The following is a 22,143-nucleotide window of genomic DNA, read 5'->3' as shown; positions in this document are numbered from 1 at the left end:
GGTGACATGACATTGACTCGACGTGCATTTCTGGCAGGCGCTTCCGCCTGTATGGTGGCACCCTGGCTGGGGGCCGGGGCTGCGCAAACCGCACCATCCGGTGAATTGATCTTCGGGTATGGCAAAACCGGGATCGGCAGCGCGCTGGCGGAAGACACCGTGTCGTTGCTGGCGCAATCTTATCAGCAGAACCTTTACAAGTTGGTCAATATTCCTAGTGAGAATAGCCTGCGCGCCGTCTCAACGGTAAAACACGCCAACCCGGATGGACGAATACTGCTTCAGGCACAATCACCGCAGATGAACTTGCTGCCGGTAATCTACCGCAACTTGCCCTATAACGCGCTCACAGACTTCGAACCATTGGCGATCATGGGGGAATACACCTTATTCCTGACCGTTGGCAAGCTGGTGGACCCCCAGGTCAAAACGCTGGATGACTATTTGAGCTGGGTGGAGAAAAACCCGGAATACCGCAATGTCGGCTTTACCCAGTTCGGCTCGACCGGCCACATCGCGCAGGCGATTTTGTCGCGTCAAAAAGAAGTGGCCCTTCAGCCAGTGGCGTACTTCGGTTCCTCCATGATGATCGACGACTTATTGAACGGCTACCTCTCCGCCGGGCTGGTGATTTCAGGGAATGCGTCCAGCGCGTTTCGAAGTGGTCGCCTGCGCGCGGTCGCCGTTACCAGCACGGAACGTCATCCCGGCTGGGAAAATATTCCAACCTGCAAGGAACAAGGGGTGCCGGAGATGGCGATTAATGGCTGGTATGGCTGGTTTGCACCTGCGTCAATGCCTGACCGTATTTATGCCCCGCTGGCTGAGGCGTTACAGCAGCAAATTCAGCATGAACAGTATGCCGCTGTACTGGAGCGCTATTCGCTGAAACCGACCTCCTCGCCCCTCAACAAGATTCAGGAGCGTATTCGTGATGAGCAGGCGTACTACCGCGAGCTGGTTGACAGTTATCACATCAGCCGGATCTGATGTGAGGCTGCCCTGATGGAACATCCGTCAATCGATTGGGAGACGAACCTATGGCTATGACACGGCGAACATTCCTGGCGGGTTGCTCCTCGCTCCTCTTTCCGGCCTTGTATCCGCAGTTGTCAGCGGCTGCACCACTAGAAGGTGTGGTGATATTTGGCTATGGTCAAACGGGGATTGGGAGCAAGCTGATTAGCGACAGTTCTGTATTGCTGGAGTCGCAGTATCGTGAGCGGCGTTACCGGTTGTACAACGAGCCTGGCGATAATAGCCTTAAGGCGGTGTTGTCGGCCAAACAATCGCCGCCGGATGGCAGTATATTGCTGATGGCGCAATCACCGCAGATGACCATTTTCCCTTCCATTTATAAACGATTGCCCTACAACCCATTAGCCGATTTCAAACCGTTGGCGATAGCCGGGGAATATACCCTGGTGCTGACGTTGGGACCGGCGGTTGATGCCAGAGTAAAGAGTCTGGATGACTATGTTCGATGGGTGGAACGCAATCCGGAGTACAGCAATATCGGTTTTGCACAGTTCGGTTCCCCTGGGTACATGGCGCAGTTAGTGCTCAAGCGTGAAAAAGGGATTGCACTACAGCCACAGTCCTATGCCGGTACGTCAATGATCGTGGATGATTTGCTCAAAGGGCATCTGGCGGCGGCGTTTTTAATTTCTGGTAACGCGATTGAACGCTACAAAAGTGGTCAACTGAGGGCCATTGCCGTTACCAACCGTTTACGCCATCCAGGGTTTGATGATGTGCCGACGTGCCGCGAGCAGGGTATTCCCTCCATGAATATTAATGGCTGGTACGGCTGGTTCGTTCCCGCCGCCATGCCGGACAGTGTTTATCGCCCGTTAGCCGATGCGATGCAAAGAACCATTGTGAGTTACGACTACCTGGAAATGCTGAAAAAGTACTACCTGAGATCGGTATACGATAATCCCGATAAAATCCGCCAGCGTATCCAGCAAGAGCAGGCATATTACGCCGATATGATTGAAAGCTATCGGGTCAGTAAGGTGTAGCGCGATGCGGGGGGAGAAAGCACCGCCGTTACATTGACCCCGTGCGGGGTGTGCTAGAAAGTATCGCTTTTTTTCATGTTTTGGTGCGAAATTTACTCCGTTGGCATTGCCCGGCAGACTTGCTTAAATAACCTAACCTAAGGTTATTTACTGCTGATAACCCGGTTTTTGCCGGGCGTGACGATACCAATAATGAATTTTTTTCGCGCATACTGCTGTAACGGGAGCCTGATATGAGCCGCTTCCGTGCCTGGTTTTCGATTCGGCCGAATGGTGTACGCCCGACGCCGATGGCTATTTTCCTGATCGGGATAGTACAGATTCTGGTATGGGGTGGTTCGTTCTTTCTGCTGTCGGTGCTGGGCAGGCCGATCATGGAAGAAACCGGCTGGTCCCGCCAGTGGGTCTACGGCGCGCTATCGCTGGGCATTTTTATCTCCGGTCTGTTACTGCCGCTGTGCGGCGACTACATAGCCCGTCACGGCGGGCGCAGTATGCTGGCATGGAGCGGCGTGGTGACCGCACTTGGGCTGCTGCTGATGGCCTGCTCCACGGGGCTCCCCGCGTTTATCGTCGCCTGGGTGATCCTAGGAGGGGCGATGGCGATTGGTTTGTACGACGCGCTGTACGCCACGCTGGGCGACAGCTATGGTGTGCAGGCTAAAAGCGCCATCACCACCATTACGCTGATTTCCGGTTTCTGCACCACCATCGTGTGGCCATTGCTGGCCTTTGGCGTGGCGCATTGGGGATGGCGACCGACCTGTATCGTCTGGGCCATTGTGCTGTTGGCGACGGTGTGGCCGGTGTATCGCTATACCTTGCCCGCCCCGCGGCAGGATCGAGAAGCAAAGCAATCCAGAAAAAACGTCGTGCTGACGTTCGACAGCCACACCTACCTGTTATTGTCGACGATTTTTATGCTGTCGGCGGTGATCATGACGGTCATCTCTGTGCAATTGATTGATATTCTTCAGGACGAGGGCTTGAGTCTGGCGGCTGCCATCGGCATCAGCGCGGTGATCGGCCCCAGCCAGGTTGCTGCGCGGGTGATGGATCTGGTTATTCGTCTGAGTCATCCGGTCTGGTCGTTGCTGATTTCGGTCAGCCTGGTGCTGGCGGGTGTCGCGTTCATTGGTTTGTTTCCGGCTCATGCCTTACTGGCCGTGGTGGTTTACGGCGCGGGTAACGGGCTGCGTTCCATCGTTCGTGGTACGTTGCCGTTGGCTATCCTAAAGCCGGAGGAGTTTGCGGTGGTGATGGGGAAAATCGCCCGTCCTTCACTGATCGGCCAGGCGGTGACGCCGTTGATTGGCGGCTATTTGTTTGATGCCGCCGGGGCGCGTTCCGTATTGCTGGCTGTTGTGGTCGTGGCGGGGGTTAACCTGTTGCTGACCGTGTTGCTGATTGTGCGTCTTAAACATAAACAGTAGGGAAAACAGCAGGTGTAATAAAGGTCTATCCCATTCGAGCTATTCTATTCGCATTTGCCATTTTGAACCTGGGCAGTACGCAGCATCGCTGCCCTGATGTAAAAACACCTCGTCACTGAGCGCCGTGGTTTCGATAAAAACAGCCAGCCGGGCAGTGGCCTGGAGTTTTGTCTGTACCAGATGCCGATTTCCCCTCCTGTTAGCCTGATTTCGCCAGTTATAGCGGGTAGCTTAGCTTCCGATATCCCTTCCGTCAGTGCAACGGCGGTGGTGGTCATGTCGCAGGGCGGTAATAATTTAGCCAGTGCCGCTGATTTACGTTCGGGTGAAATACGCTCCATTAGCTGTTTCCAGCTTGTTATGAGTCCACCCTTCTGACAAAAGGGGAGTTATCTCGTGAGCTCCCATTCATCAAACTGTCTATTAATGTCTTTAATCGAAGCCAGTCTGATTTTGGGGATGGTCAACGAATCAAAGAGCTCGGCATAGTATTTTCGATTTTTAGGCGTGGCGGCCGCAATATGATAGAGCATTTTCCTGTTAAGCCGGTCTTGCCCCCCTTCCAGACCACCATAGCGCTTATATTGAAATAGCGTCCGGTTTACGTAGCGCAGCAAGCTCGACAGCGTAGAGACATCCAGCAGAATCAGCCCCGTGGCGCGCGCCAAACGCTGTGGCAGGCATCTTTTATAATTTCCATCGATGACCCAGCTTTCCTTATTGATTGCCTGCTCATGCAATAACAGAAACTCATTCAGCGGGCGCTCTTGCCAGTTTGAATTGGGGATATGAAAAAGTTGGTCCAGATGGATCACCTCCAGATGACGTTTCCGCGAAATCGCATGAGCCAGCGTAGATTTGCCGCTGTTCGACGGCCCCATAATGCAAATTCTGTCTCCCAAATCTGAAAGCTTCATGCTCTTCCTCTCCATCCGGCGCTTTACATCTGATGTTATTGCACCGACAACAACGCAAAACGTGCATCACGTACATGGACCAATACAGCGTGGTGTCGAAGCGTATCACTTGGTCGATTGTGCTCGGCTTTGTTGCGCCCTGGTGTTTTATTGTCGGGTGGTGTGAATTGCGTCAAGATTTTCGCCTCTTCCGCGCCGACCGCATCACACACGCCGAGTTCCTGAACGACCGTTATTCACGCAGCCGATTTGTTCCTTCGGTTCGATTCCCTGTGATTCGATAAATCGTAATGACATTAGCGTTACGTCATCTGTATAATTAACGTCCAGAATGTAGGCCGGAGGATCAAACAGCGTTATCCGCCAGGCGATAAAGAAACGCAACGTGTTCCCGACGGACGACTCGGTGCGGAAAGTGATTTATCTGGCGATAGAGTCGGCATCAAAAAAATGGAGTATGCCGATCCAGAACTGGCGGCTGGCGATGAGCCGCTTTATTATCGAGTTTGGTGATCGCCTGAGCGCTCACCTTTAATAGGGTGGCAATTACACAGAATTACGTACACCCTCATATACCTTCATGCCATGCTGATGATTTTTTGTAGTGTTCGAACGCGATTGTCAGGCTCTGTATCGATGAATAGTGCACTATATTCTGAGCCCATTGTTCATCAGCCATTCTGTTGGCGATGTCTGGATAGCATCCCGAAGCGCTTTCCCACTGTAGTGGTTCACAAAATCAGGGCTCGAGGATAACCTTTTTCTATCACATGATCTCTTCAACGTGGAGTAATGACAAAAAAATTTTCGCACGTAGCTCTGATTTTTTATAAAAAAACATAATGAATTGTGTGTATGTTATCTTAAATAAATGTTGTTAACAGTTGTTCATTGTATCTGGAGCCTTATGATGACTTCTAAAATTATTGCTACTTTAGACCCAGTGATTAAAGAATACGTAATCGAAAAATCTGTTCCTAAATCCTATTCACTTCCTGCGTCGCTTCATAAAAAACTTTCAGACGAAGCAATTCGTCGTTCGCAAGTTGAAGGACGTAGGGTTTCTGCAAGTCAAGTCTTGCTTGAGATTCTGCATGCTAGAACTTTTTAATTACAAGAGTTGTTAAGAGTTAATATTTGTTGTTATTTGTTTCTTTGGTTGTATACTCAGACTCAATACGGTAGAAATAATACTGTTCATAAACACAGGGCTGGTGAGATGCAACAATATACTTCAGTTGAGATATGTGCGGGAGCTGGTGGGCAAGCATTAGGTCTGCACAATGCTGGTTTTTCTCATCGTGTATTGATTGAAATTGAGCCGACTGCCTGTGAAACGCTCCGCTATAATAATGCCAGTCACTCACTAGGTTGGGGCAGGATCATCGAAGGGTGTGTTCAACATTTTGCTGAAAATGAGGCACATAAGTACATGGGTATCGACTTAGTTGCTGGTGGTGTTCCCTGCCCTCCATTTTCTAAGGCAGGAAAGCAGTTGGGTAAAGACGATGAGCGTGATTTGTTTCCCGCAGCCTTAAAGATTGTTGATACGATTAGACCCAAAGCCGTGATGATTGAGAATGTCTCTGGGTTATTAGATCCTAAATTTAAGCTGTACAGGGATGAGCTCGACTGTGCATTTGAAAGGATGGGGTACAAAACCTTTTGGAAACTTCATAATGCATCTGATTATGGGGTTCCCCAATTACGCCCGCGTGTTTTACTGGTCGCTTTACGTGGCGAATATGCTGAATACTTTCAATGGCCTGATGAAAAAATTATTCCTCCTACCGTTGGGGAAGCACTTTTTGACCTTATGTCAGTTTATGGTTGGGAAGGTGCCGATGAATGGAAAAAGGGGGCCAATAAGATTGCTCCAACGCTTGTTGGTGGCTCCCACAAACATGGCGGACCTGATCTTGGTCCTAGCCGAGCAAAAAAAGCTTGGCAAGAACTAGGTGTCAATGGTCACTCCCTTGCAGATAATGCACCTGAAAAAGGCTTCATTGGGTATATAGGGAGATCAGGTGTTGTTCGATTTGGTTATGAGAATATGCCTCGGTTAACTGTAAGAATGGCCGCCAGAATTCAAGGTTTTCCGGATTGGTGGACATTTTTTGGCAAGAAAACCTCAGCATATCGTCAAGTAGGTAATGCATTTCCGCCTCCTGTTGCTGAAGCGACAGGCAAACAGATCTACAAGGCTCTTGAGATTGTAGATTCACGTCAGAGATGGGAGCGGAAAGCATTAATTAAACTTGACCACGCTCAAAGTTTGCGTATTGCGTAGTCGATAATACCATTAAGTGTATTCCCTGAATCAGCAGCCAACTTTTCAGCTTTTCGCAGAGTTTGCTCATTTAGATGGATAATAGTTGGTATTCCAAAATCTCCAGGGTATGCCCATGAACATGAACGACACATTTGTTCACATTCAAAACATGCTCTACGTTTCCCTACATTGCAGTTATGGCATAGGGGTTGCCAATTTGCTAACTCGTTTCCTCCTCCGCGTGATAAGGGAATTTTATGATCAGCTTGAAGACCTCTTAATCCAGCAGCTACTTTTTTCCCGCAAGTTGCACAGCTATAGTCATAGCTGGAGAATAGAGCTGACCGTTGTGATTCTGTGAGATATTCTCTATCTAATGGAGGCGCAATTTCATCAGATTTAAGTCTCCAAGCATGGCCTGAAAATTCGGCAATATGCTTACTTTCAACGTCACAACCCAACTGATCACGCAATTCTCTGGCTCGTCTGTCAAAGTATTTTTGCTGGGTTAACTCAAGCAAATCTGCAGAAGATATCCAAGGTTTAGGAAAACCAATTTCGTCGGAATGCCATAATTTCTTTAGAATTAGATATTTGACATCGCTCAGGCCTTTTTTGCTTGGTAGTTTTGATAAGTACTCTTCAAAAGCATTCATTTAAAATCTCCTAGATATAATCCTACGATTTCCTTAGATGGACAATGCATTCCGGTAAGTAAGGTTATATTATCAAGCGTTCAATTTTATCACCGAGCTTATTGAGATAATCAGTAAGCGCACTGTGTTGACAGTGGGTATACCGCTAAACCGAACCATTTACTATGGAGACCTTCCGACATACCGATTATGTCCTCCCTGAGAGGGCGCTATGCGTAATGTCCGATTTGTTTACTTGGAATGCCTTTCAACATCCCAATATATAAGGTTTATAACATTTTTGCTCTCGCTAATGACCTCAACGGTAATGCTCTATAGTTCAGTGGCCATCATCAGTGATTTTCGCCATTGATGGAGAGTCGGGTAAACAGTATTTTATTCACCTGTCTCAGATAGGTGATACGAGTCTATGTACACGATGACCATAAGTCGCTTTGGCGTCTTGATAATAATTATGGAGGAGACTAGCCAGCATTTTGGTGAATCTGACATCGATGAGACTCCATTTACCAGATGCCGACCAGAACAAACAATATTGACCTAAGCGAAATTTCCTAACTCCAACCCCTTCAACTCCTCAAACGTATAAACCCGAAAAACATGGCGGTGCTTCGCTTCCAGCGGGATACGCTGATGGCTGACGATGGCGTATTTCACACTATTGTGAACATCCGTTCAATAGCTCGCTTTATCTGTGGATCGGGCGCGATGTAGAAGACGTACATCCAACGTTTTTGAGTACGAGTTATCAAATGCTGGGTGATTATCGCCTGATAACGGGCTTTGGTTTTCAGATGGCGTTCAGTCTCAACGGCGATGACGGTTCCGTCTGGTAACGTTATCACTCCGGCCGGGCGATGATATACCTCATAGCGGCTGCGGAATGTTGAATCAGCGCCGCTGATCCACCCATAAGCGCCTTTCTTCTCAAGAAGGAGCCGTGCTAGCTGACGATCAAGGCGCTGCATCAGTGTCCAGCCAGTGACTTTCGAGGGCTCAAACCGTGCAGGAAAACCATCCTCATGGGGTGTGGCAACAACGGATAATCCGCCATTGGTGATCCCCCACAGTCAGCCCTCACCGTTTCCGTCATACGCTGGCCACGGAAATGATGAAAAGCCCGGACAGGAACCTGCAGATCGTGAAAAACCTGCTGGGGCACTCCAGTCTGACTACGACGTTGGAGTACGTGGAGTCGAATATCGACAGTATCCGGGCGGCGCTTGAGGGGGAATTGCGCTGTTAGCTGACTAATGATAAGGATGAATTAACTTTGTTCTTTACACTGGCTTGACAGAAAAAGGAAAAGTTGTAAGTATTTCGCGGGCAATAGGAAACCGGTGCATACTTCGAATATGCACCGGTTTATGAGTCTCAACTTCTTCACTGTGTGTACTTGTCAACGGACACAGATCCAAGGTAGGGCCCATTTAGCTGCCCGTTATGAGCGGATACTCGTAACGAACAGGCTCTTAAGAATGGTGCCCGGACTCGGAATCGAACCAAGGACACGGGGATTTTCAATCCCCTGCTCTACCGACTGAGCTATCCGGGCAACGGGGCGCATTAAACCGTATATCGCGGGGAGCGTCAACGAGTTTCTGTCATAAACGCTGCGGTTGGTCTATTTTCAGTCAGTTACCTCCATTTGCAGCCGGTTTGCGGCGTGTCGAAAGGTGCCTGCGATGACGCGACAAGCCAGACGGCGCGCGGTGTTGCGCCGATAAATACTGTCACATTCGTTTTCTTGAATTCGGCGAAAAATAATGCCACTATTGCGCGGTTTTTAACTTACCTTTCACCTGCGGTTATTAGAGGGTTGCGGATATGTCGGATTCAATGCTCATGGTACAGACGCCGTGCGCCGGATCTCTGCTGCTGTCGCCGCATCCTGAACGCTCTGCGTTAATCCCGTCCCTGTTTTCCCGATTATCCCTTGCCACCATGCGGTGAGGCGTGCTGACGCTCCCTGTTAGGCATGATTAAAAATAGAGCCTGTCTCTGATTTTACTGATGTCTATCGGACGGTGCTGGTCCCAGATGATGTGATGTTTTCCTGCGCTATCGGCGCGGGTCATACGTTTGTCGTGGTTGGCTGGCACTCTGTTCATCGTTTTGGGCAGTAGTTAATCGGGTGCATTACGCTTAAAGCGTGGTGATACCCCTGCGAGGTGTCTTTCAGACACGTGCACTCATTCTTAACCGTTTGGGTTTGGTTACATGAAACAGTTAAAAATTGCGGCTAATGCGGCGGTTGCCTCCCGTCTAATCACCCTGCGTCCGGTTGTGGCGCTCAGTCAAACCGACTTTACCGACATCGCGGCCGTGGTGGTATCGGTTGAGGAGGCGCGCAGCGGCATCCTGTCGGTGATGCATCACTCCGGTTTTGGTATTCCGGCATTCGTTGTGCGGGAATCGTGGCATACCAGTCAGGATGTGCTGCCGCCGGGCAGCGAGTGGCTCAGCCTGGATAAAGGCGGTGATCACGCGCTCCAGTTGGAAAAAGCGGCGGCGGAGTATCAGGCGCGGTTGTTGCCGCCGTTCTTTGACACGCTGTCCAAGTATGTCGGGATGCGTAACACCACCTTTGCTTGCCCTGGGCATCAGGGCGGGGCTTTTTTCCGTAAGCATCCGGCTGGGCGTCAGTTTTTCGAGTTTTATGGCGAAAATATGTTCCGGTCTGATATCTGCAACGCGGATGTGAAACTGGGTGATTTGTTGATCCATGAAGGGGCGGCCAAAAAAGCGCAGAAATTTGCCGCCACTGTATTTAACGCCGACAAAACCTACTTTGTGCTGAATGGCACCTCGGCGGCCAACAAAGTGGTGACTAACGCGTTGCTGACGCGCGGCGACCTGGTGCTGTTTGACCGCAATAACCACAAATCCAATCATCATGGCGCGTTGATTCAGGCCGGTGCGACGCCGGTTTATCTGGAAACGGCCCGCAACCCGTTCGGCTTTATCGGCGGGGTGGATGCGCACTGTTTTAACGATGGTTACCTGCGTGAGCTGGTGCGTGAAGTCGCGCCTGAGCGTGCCGATGAAGCCCGTCCGTTCCGCCTGGCGGTGATTCAGCTTGGCACCTACGACGGTACTATCTATAACGCCCGGCAGGTGGTGGACAGCATCGGTCATCTGTGTGACTACATCCTGTTCGACTCCGCCTGGGTGGGATACGAGCAGTTTATCCCGATGATGGAACAGTGCTCGCCGCTGTTGCTGGACCTGAACGAGAACGACCCAGGGATTTTTGTTACCCAGTCTGTGCATAAGCAGCAAGCCGGTTTCTCGCAGACGTCGCAAATACATAAGAAAGACAACCACATTCGCGGGCAAAAGCGTTTCTGCCCGCACAAGCGCCTTAACAATGCGTTTATGTTGCACGCGTCCACCAGCCCGTTTTATCCGTTATTCGCCGCGCTGGACGTCAACGCCAAAATGCACGAAGGGCCGAGCGGCCGCCGGTTGTGGATGGAGTGTGTCAGGCTGGGGATCGAAGCGCGCAAGCAATTGCTGACACGTTGTTCCCTGATCAAACCGTTCGTGCCGCCGACGGTTGCTGGCACCCCCTGGCAGGACCATGACACCGATGTAATGGCGCAGGACGTGCGCTTCTTCAACTTTGAACCGAGCGACAATTGGCACGCTTTCGAAGGCTATGCGCAGCAACAGTATTTTGTCGACCCGTGCAAACTGCTGCTGACTACGCCGGGGATTGACGCGGTGACCGGCGCTTATACCGAATTTGGTATTCCGGCAACCATCCTCGCCAATTACCTGCGCGAACACGGCATCATTCCGGAAAAATGCGATCTTAACTCGATTCTGTTCCTGCTGACCCCAGCGGAAGACAGCGTGAAGATGGAGCGCCTGGTGGCGGCGTTGGTGCAGTTCGAGCAACTGATCGCGCAGGATGCACCGTTAAGCGAAGTCTTGCCCAACCTGTATCAGAAATATGAGCAGCGCTACGCCGGTTATACCTTGCGTCGTCTGTGTCAGGAAATGCATGACTTTTACGTCAGCCATGACGTGAAGCGGCTGCAAAAAGAGATGTTCCGCAAGGCATCGTTCCCGCAGGCGGTGGTGCTACCACAAGATGCTCACACGGCGTATATCCGTGGTGATGTTGATCTGGTGCCGTTGGCCGAAGCGGAAGGGCGCATCGCAGCGGAAGGCGCGTTGCCTTATCCACCGGGCGTGCTGTGTGTGGTGCCGGGAGAAGTCTGGGGCGGGGCAGTGCTGCATTATTTCCAGGCGCTAGAAGCAGGCATCAACCTGATGCCGGGTTTTGCACCGGAATTGCAGGGCGTTTACAGCGTCGCGCAGGAAGATGGCAGCAAACGTCTGTGTGCGAATGTGATTGCTCGCTAACTGACTAGCGCTGTCTCCACCAAAGAAAAAACCGGGGGAAATAAACCCCCGGTTTTTTTATCGCTATGGGTCATCAGGCCGCGGCGTTCTCGTGTTCTGCTTTTAGCCGATTGGCTTCTGCTTTCTGTTTGCGCAGCCCATACCAGCCGACAATCAGCAGAACAGCCAGTACCGGAATGGTGGCGATAGTCCAGGTGCCGTTCGGATAATCCAGCGCCATCAGCACCAGCACACTGAGCAGAAACGCCAGCGTCAGCCAGGAAGAGAAGGGTGCCAGTGGCATACGGAAGGCGACCGGGCGGGCTTTACCCTGATTAATCGCCTGGCGCAGTTTCATCTGGCAGATGATGATGAATGCCCAGGAGGTGATAATGCCGAGCGAAGCCACATTCAGAACGATTTCAAACACCTGCGATGGCACGATGTAGTTCAGGAACACCCCGATAATGTGGATACCAACGGTGACCAGAATCCCGGCGTAAGGTACGGATTGGGCGTTCATGTTGCCGAGGAATTTCGGTGCAGAACCGCCCTGCGACAGTGAACGCAGGATACGGCCGGTGGAATACAGCCCGGAGTTGAGGCTGGAGAGCGCCGCTGACAGCACCACGATATTCATAATCGTGCCGATATAAGGCACGCCCAGCTTGCTGAAAAAGGTGACGAACGGGCTTTGCCCCGCCTGATAGGCATTCCACGGCAGCAGGCACACCAGCAGAATTACCGACCCGACATAGAACAGACCGATACGCCAGATAACGCTGTTGACCGCTTTGGGCAGCGTTTTTTCCGGATCTTTACATTCACCAGCGGCAGTGCCGATAAGCTCCACCCCGGCGAAGGCGAAAATCACGCCCTGAACGAGCACCAGTGCAGGTAACAGACCGTGTGGGAACAGGCCGCCGTTATCGGTAATCAGGTGCAGCCCCGGTATGTTGCCGTCCAGCGTTTTGCCGGTGCTAAGGAAAATGGTGCCGACAATCAGGAACAGGGAAATCGCGGCGACCTTGATCAGTGCGAACCAGAATTCCATCTCGGCGAACCATTTCACGCCAATCATGTTCATGGTGGTGACGATCGCCAGCGCGCCGAGCGCGAACATCCATTGCGGTACGTCGGCAAACGTGCCCCAGTAGTGCATGTAGAGCGCGACCGCCGTGATATCAACGATGCCGGTCATCGCCCAGTTGAGGAAGTACATCCAGCCGGCGACATAAGACGCTTTTTCGCCCAGAAACTCGCGGGCGTAGGAAACAAAGCTGCCGCTGGAAGGGCGGTGTACGATCAGTTCGCCCAACGCCCGCAGAATGAAGAACGAGAAGATGCCGCATACCAGATAAACCAGTGCCAGCGCCGGGCCTGCCATCTGCAACCGCGCACCTGCGCCCAGAAATAAACCGGTGCCAATCGACCCGCCGATGGCGATCATCTGTACCTGGCGGTTACCCATGCTTTTGTGGTAACCCGCTTCATGTGAATCGAGCCAGCGTCGTTTGGCGTGGTGTTCGGTTTCATTTTTGTGTTGATTCATTGCCTGTTTGATTCCCTTGTCTGTCATTCAGGAGAATGAAATTGGCTGTTGTGTCACAGCCTGGCTCATTGAGTGGATAGTGTTTTTCAGGCCGCGCCGGAACCGGGCCAAAAAACGTCAGCGATGCTACCGTGTCCTGACCTGAGAGGCAAAAATTCTCTGCGCTAATCCAGTGGGTTTGTTTTGTTTGTGTGCTTTGTTTGCTGTTTATATCAACCGATTAATCTGTCAGCTGATTTATTTTAAGTCTTTAAGGCTATTAAATGCTGTCGGGATAGTGTTTGCTTATGACTGTAACCAATCGTTTGCATCGATTATTTGTTAATCATTGCTGATGTAATTACCGCGGCGAGGGAAGACGGGTTAACAGAGAAATACGGGTTGGGGGCTGACGAGCGGTGCCCTGTACGGAACAGGAGCACCGCTTTGGGAGGCTAAGGCGATGCCGTCAGCGGCTGTAACCACGGTAGTTTTTCTGCGCGGAGTTAACCTTATACAGATAATGCCGCGATTCCGCAGACGGATGGCGCGTCGTCAGGGTCTGGTAGACCTCGCCGGGCGACATATTGTTGATGATGCCGAACGCGGTGTCTTTATCACTGGAGAACACCCGCAGTACGCTGCCTGCGCCGCCGTTATAAGCCGTGATGATGGCGTAGCGCTGTGAGGTTGGGTCCTGAATGCCGGACAGGTAGACATTTTTCAGCATCGACAGATAAGCCGTGCCGGTATCGATGTTGTTCTCCGGGTCGAACAGATAGCTACGGCTGGGTTGTCCCCATTTGCCTTTCATCTTGAATACGTCGCGGCCAGCACTGTGCTGTACCACCTGCATCAAGCCCAGGGCGTCGGAACGGCTGACCGCGTAGGGGTTGAAGCTGGATTCGGTCTGCATGATGGCAAGAATCAGCGAGGCATCGATGCCGTAGCGCTCGGAGGCCTGACGCACCATTGGCAGGTATTTGTGTGCGCGTTTATCCAGGTGGTTCGGCACCAGTTGAATGGTAACCGACCAGATCACGCGCATACCCGAGGTGCGGCGTTGTAGCTTGTTCTGAATCAGATAGTCGGCAAAGCTGCCCGCGCGTCCTTCCCAGCGAATCGGCTGACCGGTGTTATCTAACACCTGGCCGTACAGCAATGGCTCCCGGCTGATTTGGATATCGTTGGCGTCGGAGTAGAGGTCCGTATTACTGGCGTTATCGCCCATGAGTAACGTGGTGATGATCGCCTGACGCAGGCTGGCCTGATAATTGGTAGAAGAAATGGTTTCGATGGTGATAGTACCCGCGTCAAAGTTGACGTGACTACGCGTCATATATTGGTCGGAGTATTTGACGTAGTCTTTGGGGCCCGCGATCAGAACTTCGTTCAATCCCCAGATGTTTTCGATGTTGTTGGCGAATTGCCCCATCAAAATGTCGAAGGCGTTGGTGTCTTTGATAAACGCCTCGTTGTTCTCACCTCCTTTTTTGCTAGAGCAGGAGATCAACAACGGGGCCACAAGCAGCAAAGCAAACAGTTTCTTCATTGTATCAAGCCGTACGGGATCAGGGACGCATCAGGGCCTGGCGGCCCCTGTCATTTAATGTTGCGGTGGGGTGTAACCGTCGATATGCACGTCCTTGCCTTCAAACAGGAACTGCACCATCTCTTGCTCCAGCAGCTTACGATGCTCTACATGCATCATGTTGAGCTTTTTCTCGTTGATAAGCATGGTCTGCTTGGTCTGCCATTGTGCCCAGGCTTCCTTTGAGATTTCGTTATAGATGCGTTTGCCCAGCTCGCCGGGGTAGAGCTGGAAGTCGAGCCCTTCGGCGTCGCGTTGTAAAAAGGTACAAAAAATGGTTCTGCTCATGCTTATTCCTCATCAGGTGCACAGGCTTCAGCGAAGACCGATTGTGGCTGAGCCAACTGGCGTAGCAACCGTTCCACCGGGGCGGCGAGCCCTACCGACGGCGGCTGCGCTAAGTTATACCAAAGACCGGTGCCTTCATCCATGCAGGAACTCTGGTCGGAAAGACTCAGCCACATCGGCACAATATCCAGGTGGAAATGGCTGAAGGTATGGCGAAAAGCGATACCCTGACGCAATGCCCGCCGCTGGATGCCGCGCTGGTCGAGCCATTGCGTCAGGTCATCCGCGCTGGCGAACTGCGGGAAACAATACAGGCCGCCCCACAAGCCAACCGCCGGGCGTTGTTCCAGCCATACCGTCTGCGCATTTTGCAGCAGCAGGAACCAGGCGGTTTTCTCAGGCAGCGTTTGTTTGGGCTTTTTGCCGGGATATTCGGCCCAGCTGTGATTGGCATAGGCGACGCAGCCGTTGCTCAGTGGGCACAGTTCGCATTTCGGGCGGCTGCGGGTACAAACCATCGCGCCCAGATCCATCATCGCCTGATTAAACTTTTCGACCCCGAGTGCCGGGGTGACGGTTTCGCTCAGCGTCCAGAGCTGTTTCTCGACCTCTTTTTTCCCCGGCCAGCCAGCGACAGCGTAGCAACGTGCCAGCACCCGTTTGACGTTGCCGTCCAGAATCGGGTAGTGCTGACCGAGCGACAGCGAGAGAATAGCCCCGGCGGTGGAGCGACCCACGCCGGGCAGATCGGTGATGTCGTCAAAGCGAGTGGGAAACACCCCACCGTGGCGACTGACAATCGTCTGCGCGGCTTTATGCAGGTTGCGGGCACGGGCGTAATAACCCAGCCCGGTCCACAGATGCAGCACTTCATCCAGCGGCGCGGCTGCCAGTTCAGCCACCGTGGGAAAACGCGCCATGAACCGTTCGAAATAGGGAATGACGGTGGTCACCTGGGTCTGTTGTAGCATCACTTCCGACAGCCAGACTTTATAGGGCGTTTTTTCGAGTTGCCAGGGCAGGGTTTTACGGCCGTAGCGCTCGTACCACTCCAGTACCTGTTGCGCGAACTGTTGCGCTTGCATCATAGAGGCGTCGTCATCCGGCTGGTAAAAATTTGACAGCGATTGCAGCACAGAGTGAATGTACTGTAAACCGGAACTTTCCGCCTCCGGCTACTTGCTAAACAACCGTATCCTTGGATAATGCGCGTTTTCCCAACCCAATCAGACTTACAGAAAGCATTATGATCAATAACGTCATCTCTCCGGAATTTGATGAAGACGGACGCCCGCTGCGCAGAATCCGCAGTTTCGTGCGCCGCCAGGGCCGCCTGACCAAAGGGCAGCAACAGGCGCTGGATGATTTTTGGCCGGTGATGGGCGTGGAATATCAGAATGAGGCGCTGGATTTCGCTCAGCTATTCGGGCGCGATGCGCCAGTGGTGTTGGAGATCGGTTTTGGGATGGGGGCGTCGCTGGTTACGATGGCGCAGCAGCATCCAGAACAGAATTTTATCGGTATAGAAGTGCATGTACCTGGTGTGGGGGCTTGTCTGGGCGCGGCGCAGGAAGCGGGCGTCGACAACCTGCGGGTGATGTGCCACGACGCGGTGGAAGTGCTGGAACGCATGATCCCCGACGGTTCGCTTGCCATGGTGCAGTTGTTTTTCCCTGACCCGTGGCACAAGGCGCGCCATAATAAACGCCGCATTGTGCAAGTGCCTTTTGCTGAGCTGGTGCGCAGCAAACTGGCCGTCGGTGGCGTGTTTCATATGGCGACCGACTGGGAACCTTATGCGCAACATATGCTCGAAGTGATGGGTTCGCTCGCAGGTTATCGCAACCAGTCGGAGCATAATGATTATGTGCCGCGCCCAGCGTCGCGGCCATTGACCAAATTTGAGGCCCGCGGCCAGCGGCTGGGGCATGGTGTCTGGGATCTGATGTTTGAGAGGAATCAATAATGGCTAAGAATCGGAGTCGTCGTTTACGTAAAAAGTTACACATCGATGAATTTCAGGAATTCGGCTTCTCGGTAAGCTGGCGTTTCCCGCAGGGGACCAGCGTGGAAACGATCGATAGCTCGCTGGACCGGTTCGTTGATGAAGTGATCGAGCCGAATGGGCTGGCGTTTGAAGGCAGCGGTTACCTACAGTGGGAAGGGCTGGTGTGCCTGCAAAAACTGGGTAATTGCACCGATGAACATCGTGAGCTGGTACGCAAATGGCTGGACGCGAACCAGATGACAGACGTGACGGTTAGCGATCTGTTCGATATCTGGTGGGATCTGCCCGCTAACCTCGGTTAAACCGCGCATTCTTCGTCATCACTGGCGGTTCTGCTGGTGATGGCGGCTGTCGGTCCTGGCGGCCGGTCGTTCCGGCTGGCATCGGGCGCTGTTTTTTCAGGAGTCTTTATGTTGCGTAAAATGACCTTGGGTGCAATGATGTTACTGGCCTGGCAAGCGCAGGCGGCCTATCAGTGCAATGTTCAACCTCAGGACGACATCATCATTAGCCCGCAGAATGTGAAAGTGGTCGGTGCCAGCGGCAATTGGCAGATTTCACCGCAGGGCGATGTGTCGAGCAACGGCAGCGCGTTGAATCTCGATGCCGGGCAGCGTCAACAGGCCAAAGCGTACCAGTCTGAACTGCGTCAGCAACTGCCGTGGATTGACGAAGGTGCCAGGCAACATCTGGAGAAAGCGCGTCAGGCGTTGGACAAGGTGATTGTGCAACAGCTGGGTAGTGACAGCAATGTACGTAACCGTCTCGGCACGCTGGACGAACAGTTAAAGCAGCAGATGAACCGGATTATCGAACATCGTAACGATGGCCTGACCTTTCATCATCAGGCGATTAAGCAGGTTGAACAGGATGGACGGCAGATTGTCGAACGCAGTCTGGGCGGTGTCTTGCAGGACAGCCTGAATGAAATGGGCGTTAAACAGATGGGCAGCGGTGGCGGCAATCCGCTACAAGCGATGATGGGTAATCTGGGTGGCTTGCAGAAAGCGATCCAGACCGAGTGGAACAATCAGGAAATGGATTTTCAGCGTTTTGGCCGCGACGTCTGCAATCGGGTAACCTCGCTGGAAAATCAACGCCAGACGTTATTGCAGTCGATTAAATAACCCTTCTTTAAATAGGGTAAGTACTGTTTTGTATTTGCCCTTGATTCCTTTTTATAAATAATCTTTCCTCTGTGTTCCTGATTGTTGCTTTATTTTTCTATTTATTTCCTGCGGGGTTTTTAATTTGCGTAATTCATAAAAACGTAAATTAAAGGGCTTGTTTTGTTCATTCTTGTTGTGTAAAGATATCGTTAAGAGGCACAGCTTTTCGTTATGTGTATACCCTAAATAATTCGAGTTGCAGGACAAAAAGTATTGCGTTTTGAACGCTGCTTGCAGCGGCCCCGAAGGGGCGAGGCCCATGAAATGGGCCGAGTAACGCAGCCAACGCATCTGCAACTTGAAGTATGACGGTATAAATGACGAGTGTGCTATTGAATCAATGGAATGAGTAAATTTCACAAGGGATGATGGTCGATGGCGGCAGGTTGTTATCAGATAAAAAGTATCTCTATCAATAATATGATGATAAGTGTGCATTATTTTTCTCAACAGAAATCATCAGTTTTATTTCTTTATTTAGTGATGTTTCATCATATATATCCTAAGTGATTTGAATCGCAGGAACGTAATTGGCAATAGCTCGCCAGGGCGAGATTCATACCACCAATACATCTGCAATGAAAAAGACAAAGGATAGAAGATGAATCAGCGCTCCCCGCACAGCAGATAATTTCACCCGTAATGCTTGATTATCGGATCACGCGATCCGTTTATTGAGATTTTATTATTCTTTAATATCGCCAGGATGTGTCATATGCGCATGACGTTTAATACGTTAGGGTTTTCTTATGTCAGAAAATCAGCGCTTTTTCATTGTATAAAAACGGATTTTTATCACTGTGGAAACGCGCAAGATAAAAAGCGATTTAACAGGCAGTTGATCGCCGTGCTGCTGCTGGCCCAACTAGCTGGCTCCGTATTACACCCTGCGCTGGCTGCAACCGCTGACGATTTTCGTACCCGCGAATATATGCGCAACGGTGCCGCGCTGGATTCTATCCACGCTGCCGACGCCTACGCGCTGGGATACAGCGGTGCCGGGGTAACGGTCGGGATTATTAACCGCGTCGGCGATCTGTCTGGCAATGATGAATTCAACGGCAAAGTGGATGCCGGTTCTCACTGGATCAGCGACCCCAGCAGCGCCAGCCCGCATGGGTATTGGGTGGCTGGGGTCATTGGTGCGGCAAAGAATGATGTTGGCGTACAAGGTATCGCCTATAACTCAAACCTGTTAACGCTGGGAACGGATAATTCCATCAATGATCTGTTTCAGGGCATGGTCGATATGACCAACCGACCGGACGTGAAAATCATCAGCAACAGTTGGGGTTTTCTGTTTTACCCCAACCAGCTTTCTTCTTATTCCGCCGCCATGCAGGACCTGCTGTTGAATACGGTGGTGTCGGCGTACACCAGCGCGGCTGACGTGCTGGCCAGTCAGGGGCAACTGATGGTGATGTCGGCCGGGAACGAAGGGCACCTGACGCCGACACTGTTTTCCGCGTTGCCTACGGTGCTGGACAATAACGGCCTTCAGGACAACATCGCCAACACCTGGATTAACGTGATGGCGTATGACCCATCCCAACCTACCAGCAGCGCGGCATTTATCGCCACCTTCAGCAATCTGGCGCAGGGCGCGACCGACTACAGCCTGCTGGCTCCAGGCGTTAACATTATTACGCCATCCACCAACAATACGTATTTCCGGGTTAACGGCACCTCGTTTGCTTCACCTTATGTCGCCGGTGTCGGCGCGTTGGTCAGTCAGGCATTTCCCTATATGAGTGGTAAGCAGATTGCCGATGTGCTGCTGTCTACCGCGACGCCGCTGACCGGCAGTAATTTGCCGAAAGCAGTGGTGCTGGCTAACGAGCAATATGACGAAAATCAGTCGCTGACCGGCACTGCCGTCAACGTTTACTCCACCCATACCGGTATTACGTTTACTGACGATGAACTCACCACGCTAATCCGTTCACTGAAAATTAAAAGCCCGTATAACGGCATGACGGATGATCAGGTGCGGACGGCCATTCTGGATGCCGCCGCCGATCAGAATATTACGGTGATGACACAGAGCGACTATCAGGCGCTGTTCGGTCAAGGGGTAGTCAATGCTTTCAAAGCAGTACAAGGCCCCGGTTTGCTGAACGCCAAACGTCTGGTGAGCAGCGATCTCAGCAGTGGCACTTTTGGTGGGAACTTTGCTCTCTATTCAATTGATACCAAGGGTATCGACAGCACCTGGAGCAACGATATCGGTCAGGTGAAAAACACCGATAGCGGCAGTGTTCTTTCCGGGCTGGACGTCGGCCTGCGTAAGCAAGGGACTGGTACGCTGTATCTAACCGGCAATGATACTTTCGCCGGTCCGACTGTAGTGGAAGGTGGCAAGCTCATTGTGGGTAAGGTCGCTGGTGGCTCCGGCAGCCTGGCGGGGGATGCCTGGGTGCAATCTGGTGCTGTGCTAGGTGGGCACGGCATCATCAGCGGCTCAGTCGTGGTGCAGAATGGCGGCACTCTGTCGCCCGGCAACTCGGTCGGGACGTTGACGGTCGGCAATGTACGTTTTGATTCCGGTTCGATTTATGAATTTGAGATTGACCAGCAGGGCAATGCCGACCAACTGGTGGTGACCAATAATGCTCAACTGGCAGGAACCGTGAAGCTGGTTGGCGGAACCGCCAGGCATTTAGGTGATCGATTCACCCTGGTTCAGGTGGGAGGGGCGCTAACCGGCGCGTTCGACAAGCTGGAGCCGGTCAATAGCGCGTTGTTTTTGGATGATGTGCTCACCTACAGCACACAAAGCGCCTTCGTCAATGTGGTGCGTAACAACGTGCGCTTCAGTGATGTGGCGCAAAGCGCTAATCAGAAATCGGTCGCGAACGCTATTGATAACCAGTCGGGCACCGCGGTGTTGAGCGCCATTGCCAACCAGCAGGATGCCGACAGCGCCCGGCGCGCCTTTGATAATCTGAACGGCGAATTTTATGCCACGGCGCGCAATGCGTTGATTCGAAACAGCCGTGCGGTGCGCGATACCCTGAACAGCACCATGAGTGGTGCGGGCAAAGGCGCTGAACCCTGGGTGAGTAGCTGGGGGTATGACGGCCGTCAGGATGGCGACGGTGCGCAGGCAGGTATGAAATACCATGGCTATGGTCTGCTGCTTGGTAATGGCGGTCATCTGGGGGATCAGGGGGTGCTGGGGTTCGCCGTTGGTGCAGAAAAAGGGCGAGTCATGATGTATGAGCGTGCATCACGCGGTGATTTGACCGCGTATCACACCGGTATCTATTTATCTGGTCGGGCGCTGGCGCTTGATCTGCGGTCCGGGCTTAGCTACAGCTATCTCACCCTCGACAGTCAGCGCGACATCAATGTCTCCGGGCTGAACGGACAGGCGACAGGCGATTATCGCGCTAATCTGGCACAGGGGTTTGTCGAAGCCAGCCACCGGTTTGAATTGTTGAATACTGTGAGCGTGGAGCCGTATGGCAACACGGCCTGGGTCTGGTTGCAAAATCAGGGTGGGCAGGAGAGCGGAAACAGTGCGGCGCTGGCATTTGCGAAAGACACCACCCGTGCCGCCTTTGCAACCGGCGGCCTACGCCTGAAAGTTCAGCCGTTGTCACGCGTACCGGTGTCGCTGTATGGGGATATCGGCTATCAGCACCGCTTAACCCATGACGACAATCAGGCCCGGCTGCGTTTTGTTTCCGGCGGTGATGCCTTTACTTCGGAGGGTTTGCCACTGGCGGAGAATACCCGATTGATGCGAGCAGGTGTCGCGGTGGATTTCTCCCGCAATACCCATCTGTCGCTGGGGTATCAGGGCTTGCGCGCAACCAAGGCTAACGATGACAGCGCGCAGGCCTTGTTCAGTATGGCGTTTTGACAGCATGGCTGGTTGAGGTCAACACGCCTTCCC

The 22,143-nt window shown here is 52.3% G+C and carries 18 protein-coding genes, 1 tRNA gene and 3 pseudogenes; 13 read left to right on the top strand and 9 right to left on the bottom strand.

What is annotated here, in order from left to right; genetic code table 11:
- Positions 1-6: 6 nt before the first annotated feature.
- From OB87_RS12885 to OB87_RS12875, 3 genes are all read left to right on the top strand, one after another.
- Complete coding sequence (locus OB87_RS12885; protein WP_081977393.1) at positions 7-990, top strand: Bug family tripartite tricarboxylate transporter substrate binding protein; 984 nt, start codon at positions 7-9, stop codon at positions 988-990.
- A gap of 50 nt (positions 991-1,040) precedes the next feature.
- Positions 1,041-2,024 carry a Bug family tripartite tricarboxylate transporter substrate binding protein gene (locus tag OB87_RS12880; protein ID WP_081977392.1) on the top strand — a complete coding sequence of 328 codons (984 nt, stop codon included), beginning with the start codon at positions 1,041-1,043 and terminating at the stop codon, positions 2,022-2,024.
- Between the two features lie 233 nt (positions 2,025-2,257).
- Entirely contained in the window at positions 2,258-3,457 is a 1,200-nt protein-coding gene (locus OB87_RS12875; RefSeq protein ID WP_050515711.1) for an MFS transporter, read from the top strand.
- Positions 3,458-3,501: 44 nt separating this feature from the next.
- On the opposite strand, the gene OB87_RS20390 is transcribed toward OB87_RS12875, so the two are convergent.
- Positions 3,502-3,798, bottom strand: coding sequence for a hypothetical protein (locus tag OB87_RS20390; RefSeq protein WP_050515710.1), 297 nt, complete (start codon positions 3,796-3,798; stop codon positions 3,502-3,504).
- 48 nt (positions 3,799-3,846) lie between these two features.
- Positions 3,847-4,374, bottom strand: a complete 528-nt coding sequence (locus OB87_RS12865; RefSeq protein WP_033569819.1) for a P-loop NTPase family protein — start codon at positions 4,372-4,374, stop codon at positions 3,847-3,849.
- Positions 4,375-4,406: 32 nt separating this feature from the next.
- Between OB87_RS12865 and OB87_RS21165 the strand changes: the two genes are divergently transcribed.
- The 4 genes and pseudogenes from OB87_RS21165 to OB87_RS12855 all read left to right on the top strand — a co-directional run bounded on the left by OB87_RS21165 (position 4,407) and on the right by OB87_RS12855 (position 6,664).
- Entirely contained in the window at positions 4,407-4,658 is a 252-nt protein-coding gene (locus OB87_RS21165; RefSeq protein WP_072025471.1) for a WYL domain-containing protein, read from the top strand.
- A 65-nt stretch (positions 4,659-4,723) separates the two neighbouring features.
- Positions 4,724-4,909: pseudogene (locus OB87_RS12860) on the top strand (IS256 family transposase); the annotation flags it as partial.
- 372 nt (positions 4,910-5,281) lie between these two features.
- On the top strand, positions 5,282-5,485 hold the full coding sequence (locus OB87_RS20665) for a hypothetical protein (protein WP_152605893.1): 204 nt from the start codon (positions 5,282-5,284) through the stop codon (positions 5,483-5,485).
- Between the two features lie 108 nt (positions 5,486-5,593).
- Positions 5,594-6,664, top strand: coding sequence for a DNA cytosine methyltransferase (locus OB87_RS12855; RefSeq protein WP_033569817.1), 1,071 nt, complete (start codon positions 5,594-5,596; stop codon positions 6,662-6,664).
- On the opposite strand, the gene OB87_RS19910 is transcribed toward OB87_RS12855, so the two are convergent.
- Positions 6,643-7,302, bottom strand: a complete 660-nt coding sequence (locus tag OB87_RS19910; RefSeq protein WP_072025470.1) for an HNH endonuclease — start codon at positions 7,300-7,302, stop codon at positions 6,643-6,645. The genes OB87_RS12855 and OB87_RS19910 overlap by 22 nt on opposite strands.
- A gap of 540 nt (positions 7,303-7,842) precedes the next feature.
- Positions 7,843-8,372, bottom strand: a pseudogene (mobC, locus tag OB87_RS12845) (MobC family replication-relaxation protein); the annotation flags it as partial.
- Here mobC and OB87_RS12840 point away from each other — a divergent pair.
- A pseudogene (locus OB87_RS12840) lies at positions 8,372-8,548 on the top strand (tyrosine-type recombinase/integrase); the annotation flags it as partial. The pseudogenes mobC and OB87_RS12840 sit on opposite strands and share 1 nt — an antisense overlap.
- Before the next feature lie 233 nt (positions 8,549-8,781).
- Here the strand turns inward: OB87_RS12840 and OB87_RS12835 are convergent.
- A tRNA-Phe gene (locus tag OB87_RS12835) sits at positions 8,782-8,857 on the bottom strand.
- A gap of 665 nt (positions 8,858-9,522) precedes the next feature.
- Between OB87_RS12835 and OB87_RS12830 the strand changes: the two genes are divergently transcribed.
- Positions 9,523-11,676 carry an ornithine decarboxylase gene (locus tag OB87_RS12830; protein WP_033569815.1) on the top strand — a complete coding sequence of 718 codons (2,154 nt, stop codon included), beginning with the start codon at positions 9,523-9,525 and terminating at the stop codon, positions 11,674-11,676.
- A 73-nt stretch (positions 11,677-11,749) separates the two neighbouring features.
- On the opposite strand, the gene ansP is transcribed toward OB87_RS12830, so the two are convergent.
- From ansP to mutY, 4 genes are all read right to left on the bottom strand, one after another.
- The gene (gene ansP / locus OB87_RS12825; protein WP_033569814.1) at positions 11,750-13,207 is read right to left on the bottom strand and encodes an L-asparagine permease; all 1,458 of its coding nucleotides are present in this window, start codon (positions 13,205-13,207) and stop codon (positions 11,750-11,752) included.
- A 448-nt stretch (positions 13,208-13,655) separates the two neighbouring features.
- Entirely contained in the window at positions 13,656-14,738 is a 1,083-nt protein-coding gene (mltC, locus tag OB87_RS12820; RefSeq protein WP_033569813.1) for a membrane-bound lytic murein transglycosylase MltC, read from the bottom strand.
- Between the two features lie 54 nt (positions 14,739-14,792).
- Positions 14,793-15,065: an oxidative damage protection protein gene (locus tag OB87_RS12815; protein WP_033569812.1), complete on the bottom strand. Its 273-nt coding sequence runs from the start codon at positions 15,063-15,065 to the stop codon at positions 14,793-14,795.
- A 2-nt stretch (positions 15,066-15,067) separates the two neighbouring features.
- The gene (mutY, locus tag OB87_RS12810; protein ID WP_033569833.1) at positions 15,068-16,153 is read right to left on the bottom strand and encodes an A/G-specific adenine glycosylase; all 1,086 of its coding nucleotides are present in this window, start codon (positions 16,151-16,153) and stop codon (positions 15,068-15,070) included.
- Between the two features lie 158 nt (positions 16,154-16,311).
- On the opposite strand from mutY, the gene trmB reads away from it, so the two are divergent.
- The 4 genes from trmB (at position 16,312) to OB87_RS12790 (ending at position 22,110) form a co-directional block, all read left to right on the top strand.
- Positions 16,312-17,031 (top strand): tRNA (guanosine(46)-N7)-methyltransferase TrmB, encoded by a 720-nt coding sequence (gene trmB / locus OB87_RS12805; protein ID WP_033569811.1) that lies wholly within the window; start codon positions 16,312-16,314, stop codon positions 17,029-17,031.
- Complete coding sequence (locus OB87_RS12800; RefSeq protein WP_033569810.1) at positions 17,031-17,375, top strand: YggL family protein; 345 nt, start codon at positions 17,031-17,033, stop codon at positions 17,373-17,375. The genes trmB and OB87_RS12800 overlap by 1 nt, the downstream gene beginning before the upstream one ends.
- Before the next feature lie 108 nt (positions 17,376-17,483).
- On the top strand, positions 17,484-18,200 hold the full coding sequence (locus OB87_RS12795) for a YggN family protein (protein ID WP_033569809.1): 717 nt from the start codon (positions 17,484-17,486) through the stop codon (positions 18,198-18,200).
- An 889-nt stretch (positions 18,201-19,089) separates the two neighbouring features.
- A complete protein-coding gene (locus OB87_RS12790; protein ID WP_235425275.1) occupies positions 19,090-22,110 on the top strand; it encodes an autotransporter serine protease in 3,021 nt (1,006 codons plus the stop codon).
- Positions 22,111-22,143: the final 33 nt, after the last annotated feature.

Source organism: Dickeya undicola, from assembly GCF_000784735.1.
Lineage (GTDB): Bacteria > Pseudomonadota > Gammaproteobacteria > Enterobacterales > Enterobacteriaceae > Dickeya > Dickeya undicola.
This window is presented reverse-complemented; position numbering and strand designations above follow the sequence as displayed.

What these genes read in the sequence shown, in the direction of transcription:
- OB87_RS12800 (WP_033569810.1), top strand. Translation starts at nt 17,031, where the DNA reads ATGGCTAAGAATCGGAGTCGTCGTTTACGTAAAAAGTTACACATCGAT.
- mltC (WP_033569813.1), bottom strand. Translation starts at nt 14,738, where the DNA reads ATGAAGAAACTGTTTGCTTTGCTGCTTGTGGCCCCGTTGTTGATCTCC.
- OB87_RS12795 (WP_033569809.1), top strand. Translation starts at nt 17,484, where the DNA reads ATGTTGCGTAAAATGACCTTGGGTGCAATGATGTTACTGGCCTGGCAA.
- OB87_RS20390 (WP_050515710.1), bottom strand. Translation starts at nt 3,798, where the DNA reads ATGGAGCGTATTTCACCCGAACGTAAATCAGCGGCACTGGCTAAATTA.
- OB87_RS12815 (WP_033569812.1), bottom strand. Translation starts at nt 15,065, where the DNA reads ATGAGCAGAACCATTTTTTGTACCTTTTTACAACGCGACGCCGAAGGG.
- OB87_RS12885 (WP_081977393.1), top strand. Translation starts at nt 7, where the DNA reads ATGACATTGACTCGACGTGCATTTCTGGCAGGCGCTTCCGCCTGTATG.
- mutY (WP_033569833.1), bottom strand. Translation starts at nt 16,153, where the DNA reads ATGATGCAAGCGCAACAGTTCGCGCAACAGGTACTGGAGTGGTACGAG.
- OB87_RS21165 (WP_072025471.1), top strand. Translation starts at nt 4,407, where the DNA reads ATGTTATTGCACCGACAACAACGCAAAACGTGCATCACGTACATGGAC.
- OB87_RS12880 (WP_081977392.1), top strand. Translation starts at nt 1,041, where the DNA reads ATGGCTATGACACGGCGAACATTCCTGGCGGGTTGCTCCTCGCTCCTC.
- ansP (WP_033569814.1), bottom strand. Translation starts at nt 13,207, where the DNA reads ATGAATCAACACAAAAATGAAACCGAACACCACGCCAAACGACGCTGG.
- OB87_RS12865 (WP_033569819.1), bottom strand. Translation starts at nt 4,374, where the DNA reads ATGAAGCTTTCAGATTTGGGAGACAGAATTTGCATTATGGGGCCGTCG.
- OB87_RS19910 (WP_072025470.1), bottom strand. Translation starts at nt 7,302, where the DNA reads ATGAATGCTTTTGAAGAGTACTTATCAAAACTACCAAGCAAAAAAGGC.
- OB87_RS12855 (WP_033569817.1), top strand. Translation starts at nt 5,594, where the DNA reads ATGCAACAATATACTTCAGTTGAGATATGTGCGGGAGCTGGTGGGCAA.
- trmB (WP_033569811.1), top strand. Translation starts at nt 16,312, where the DNA reads ATGATCAATAACGTCATCTCTCCGGAATTTGATGAAGACGGACGCCCG.
- OB87_RS12830 (WP_033569815.1), top strand. Translation starts at nt 9,523, where the DNA reads ATGAAACAGTTAAAAATTGCGGCTAATGCGGCGGTTGCCTCCCGTCTA.
- OB87_RS20665 (WP_152605893.1), top strand. Translation starts at nt 5,282, where the DNA reads ATGATGACTTCTAAAATTATTGCTACTTTAGACCCAGTGATTAAAGAA.
- OB87_RS12875 (WP_050515711.1), top strand. Translation starts at nt 2,258, where the DNA reads ATGAGCCGCTTCCGTGCCTGGTTTTCGATTCGGCCGAATGGTGTACGC.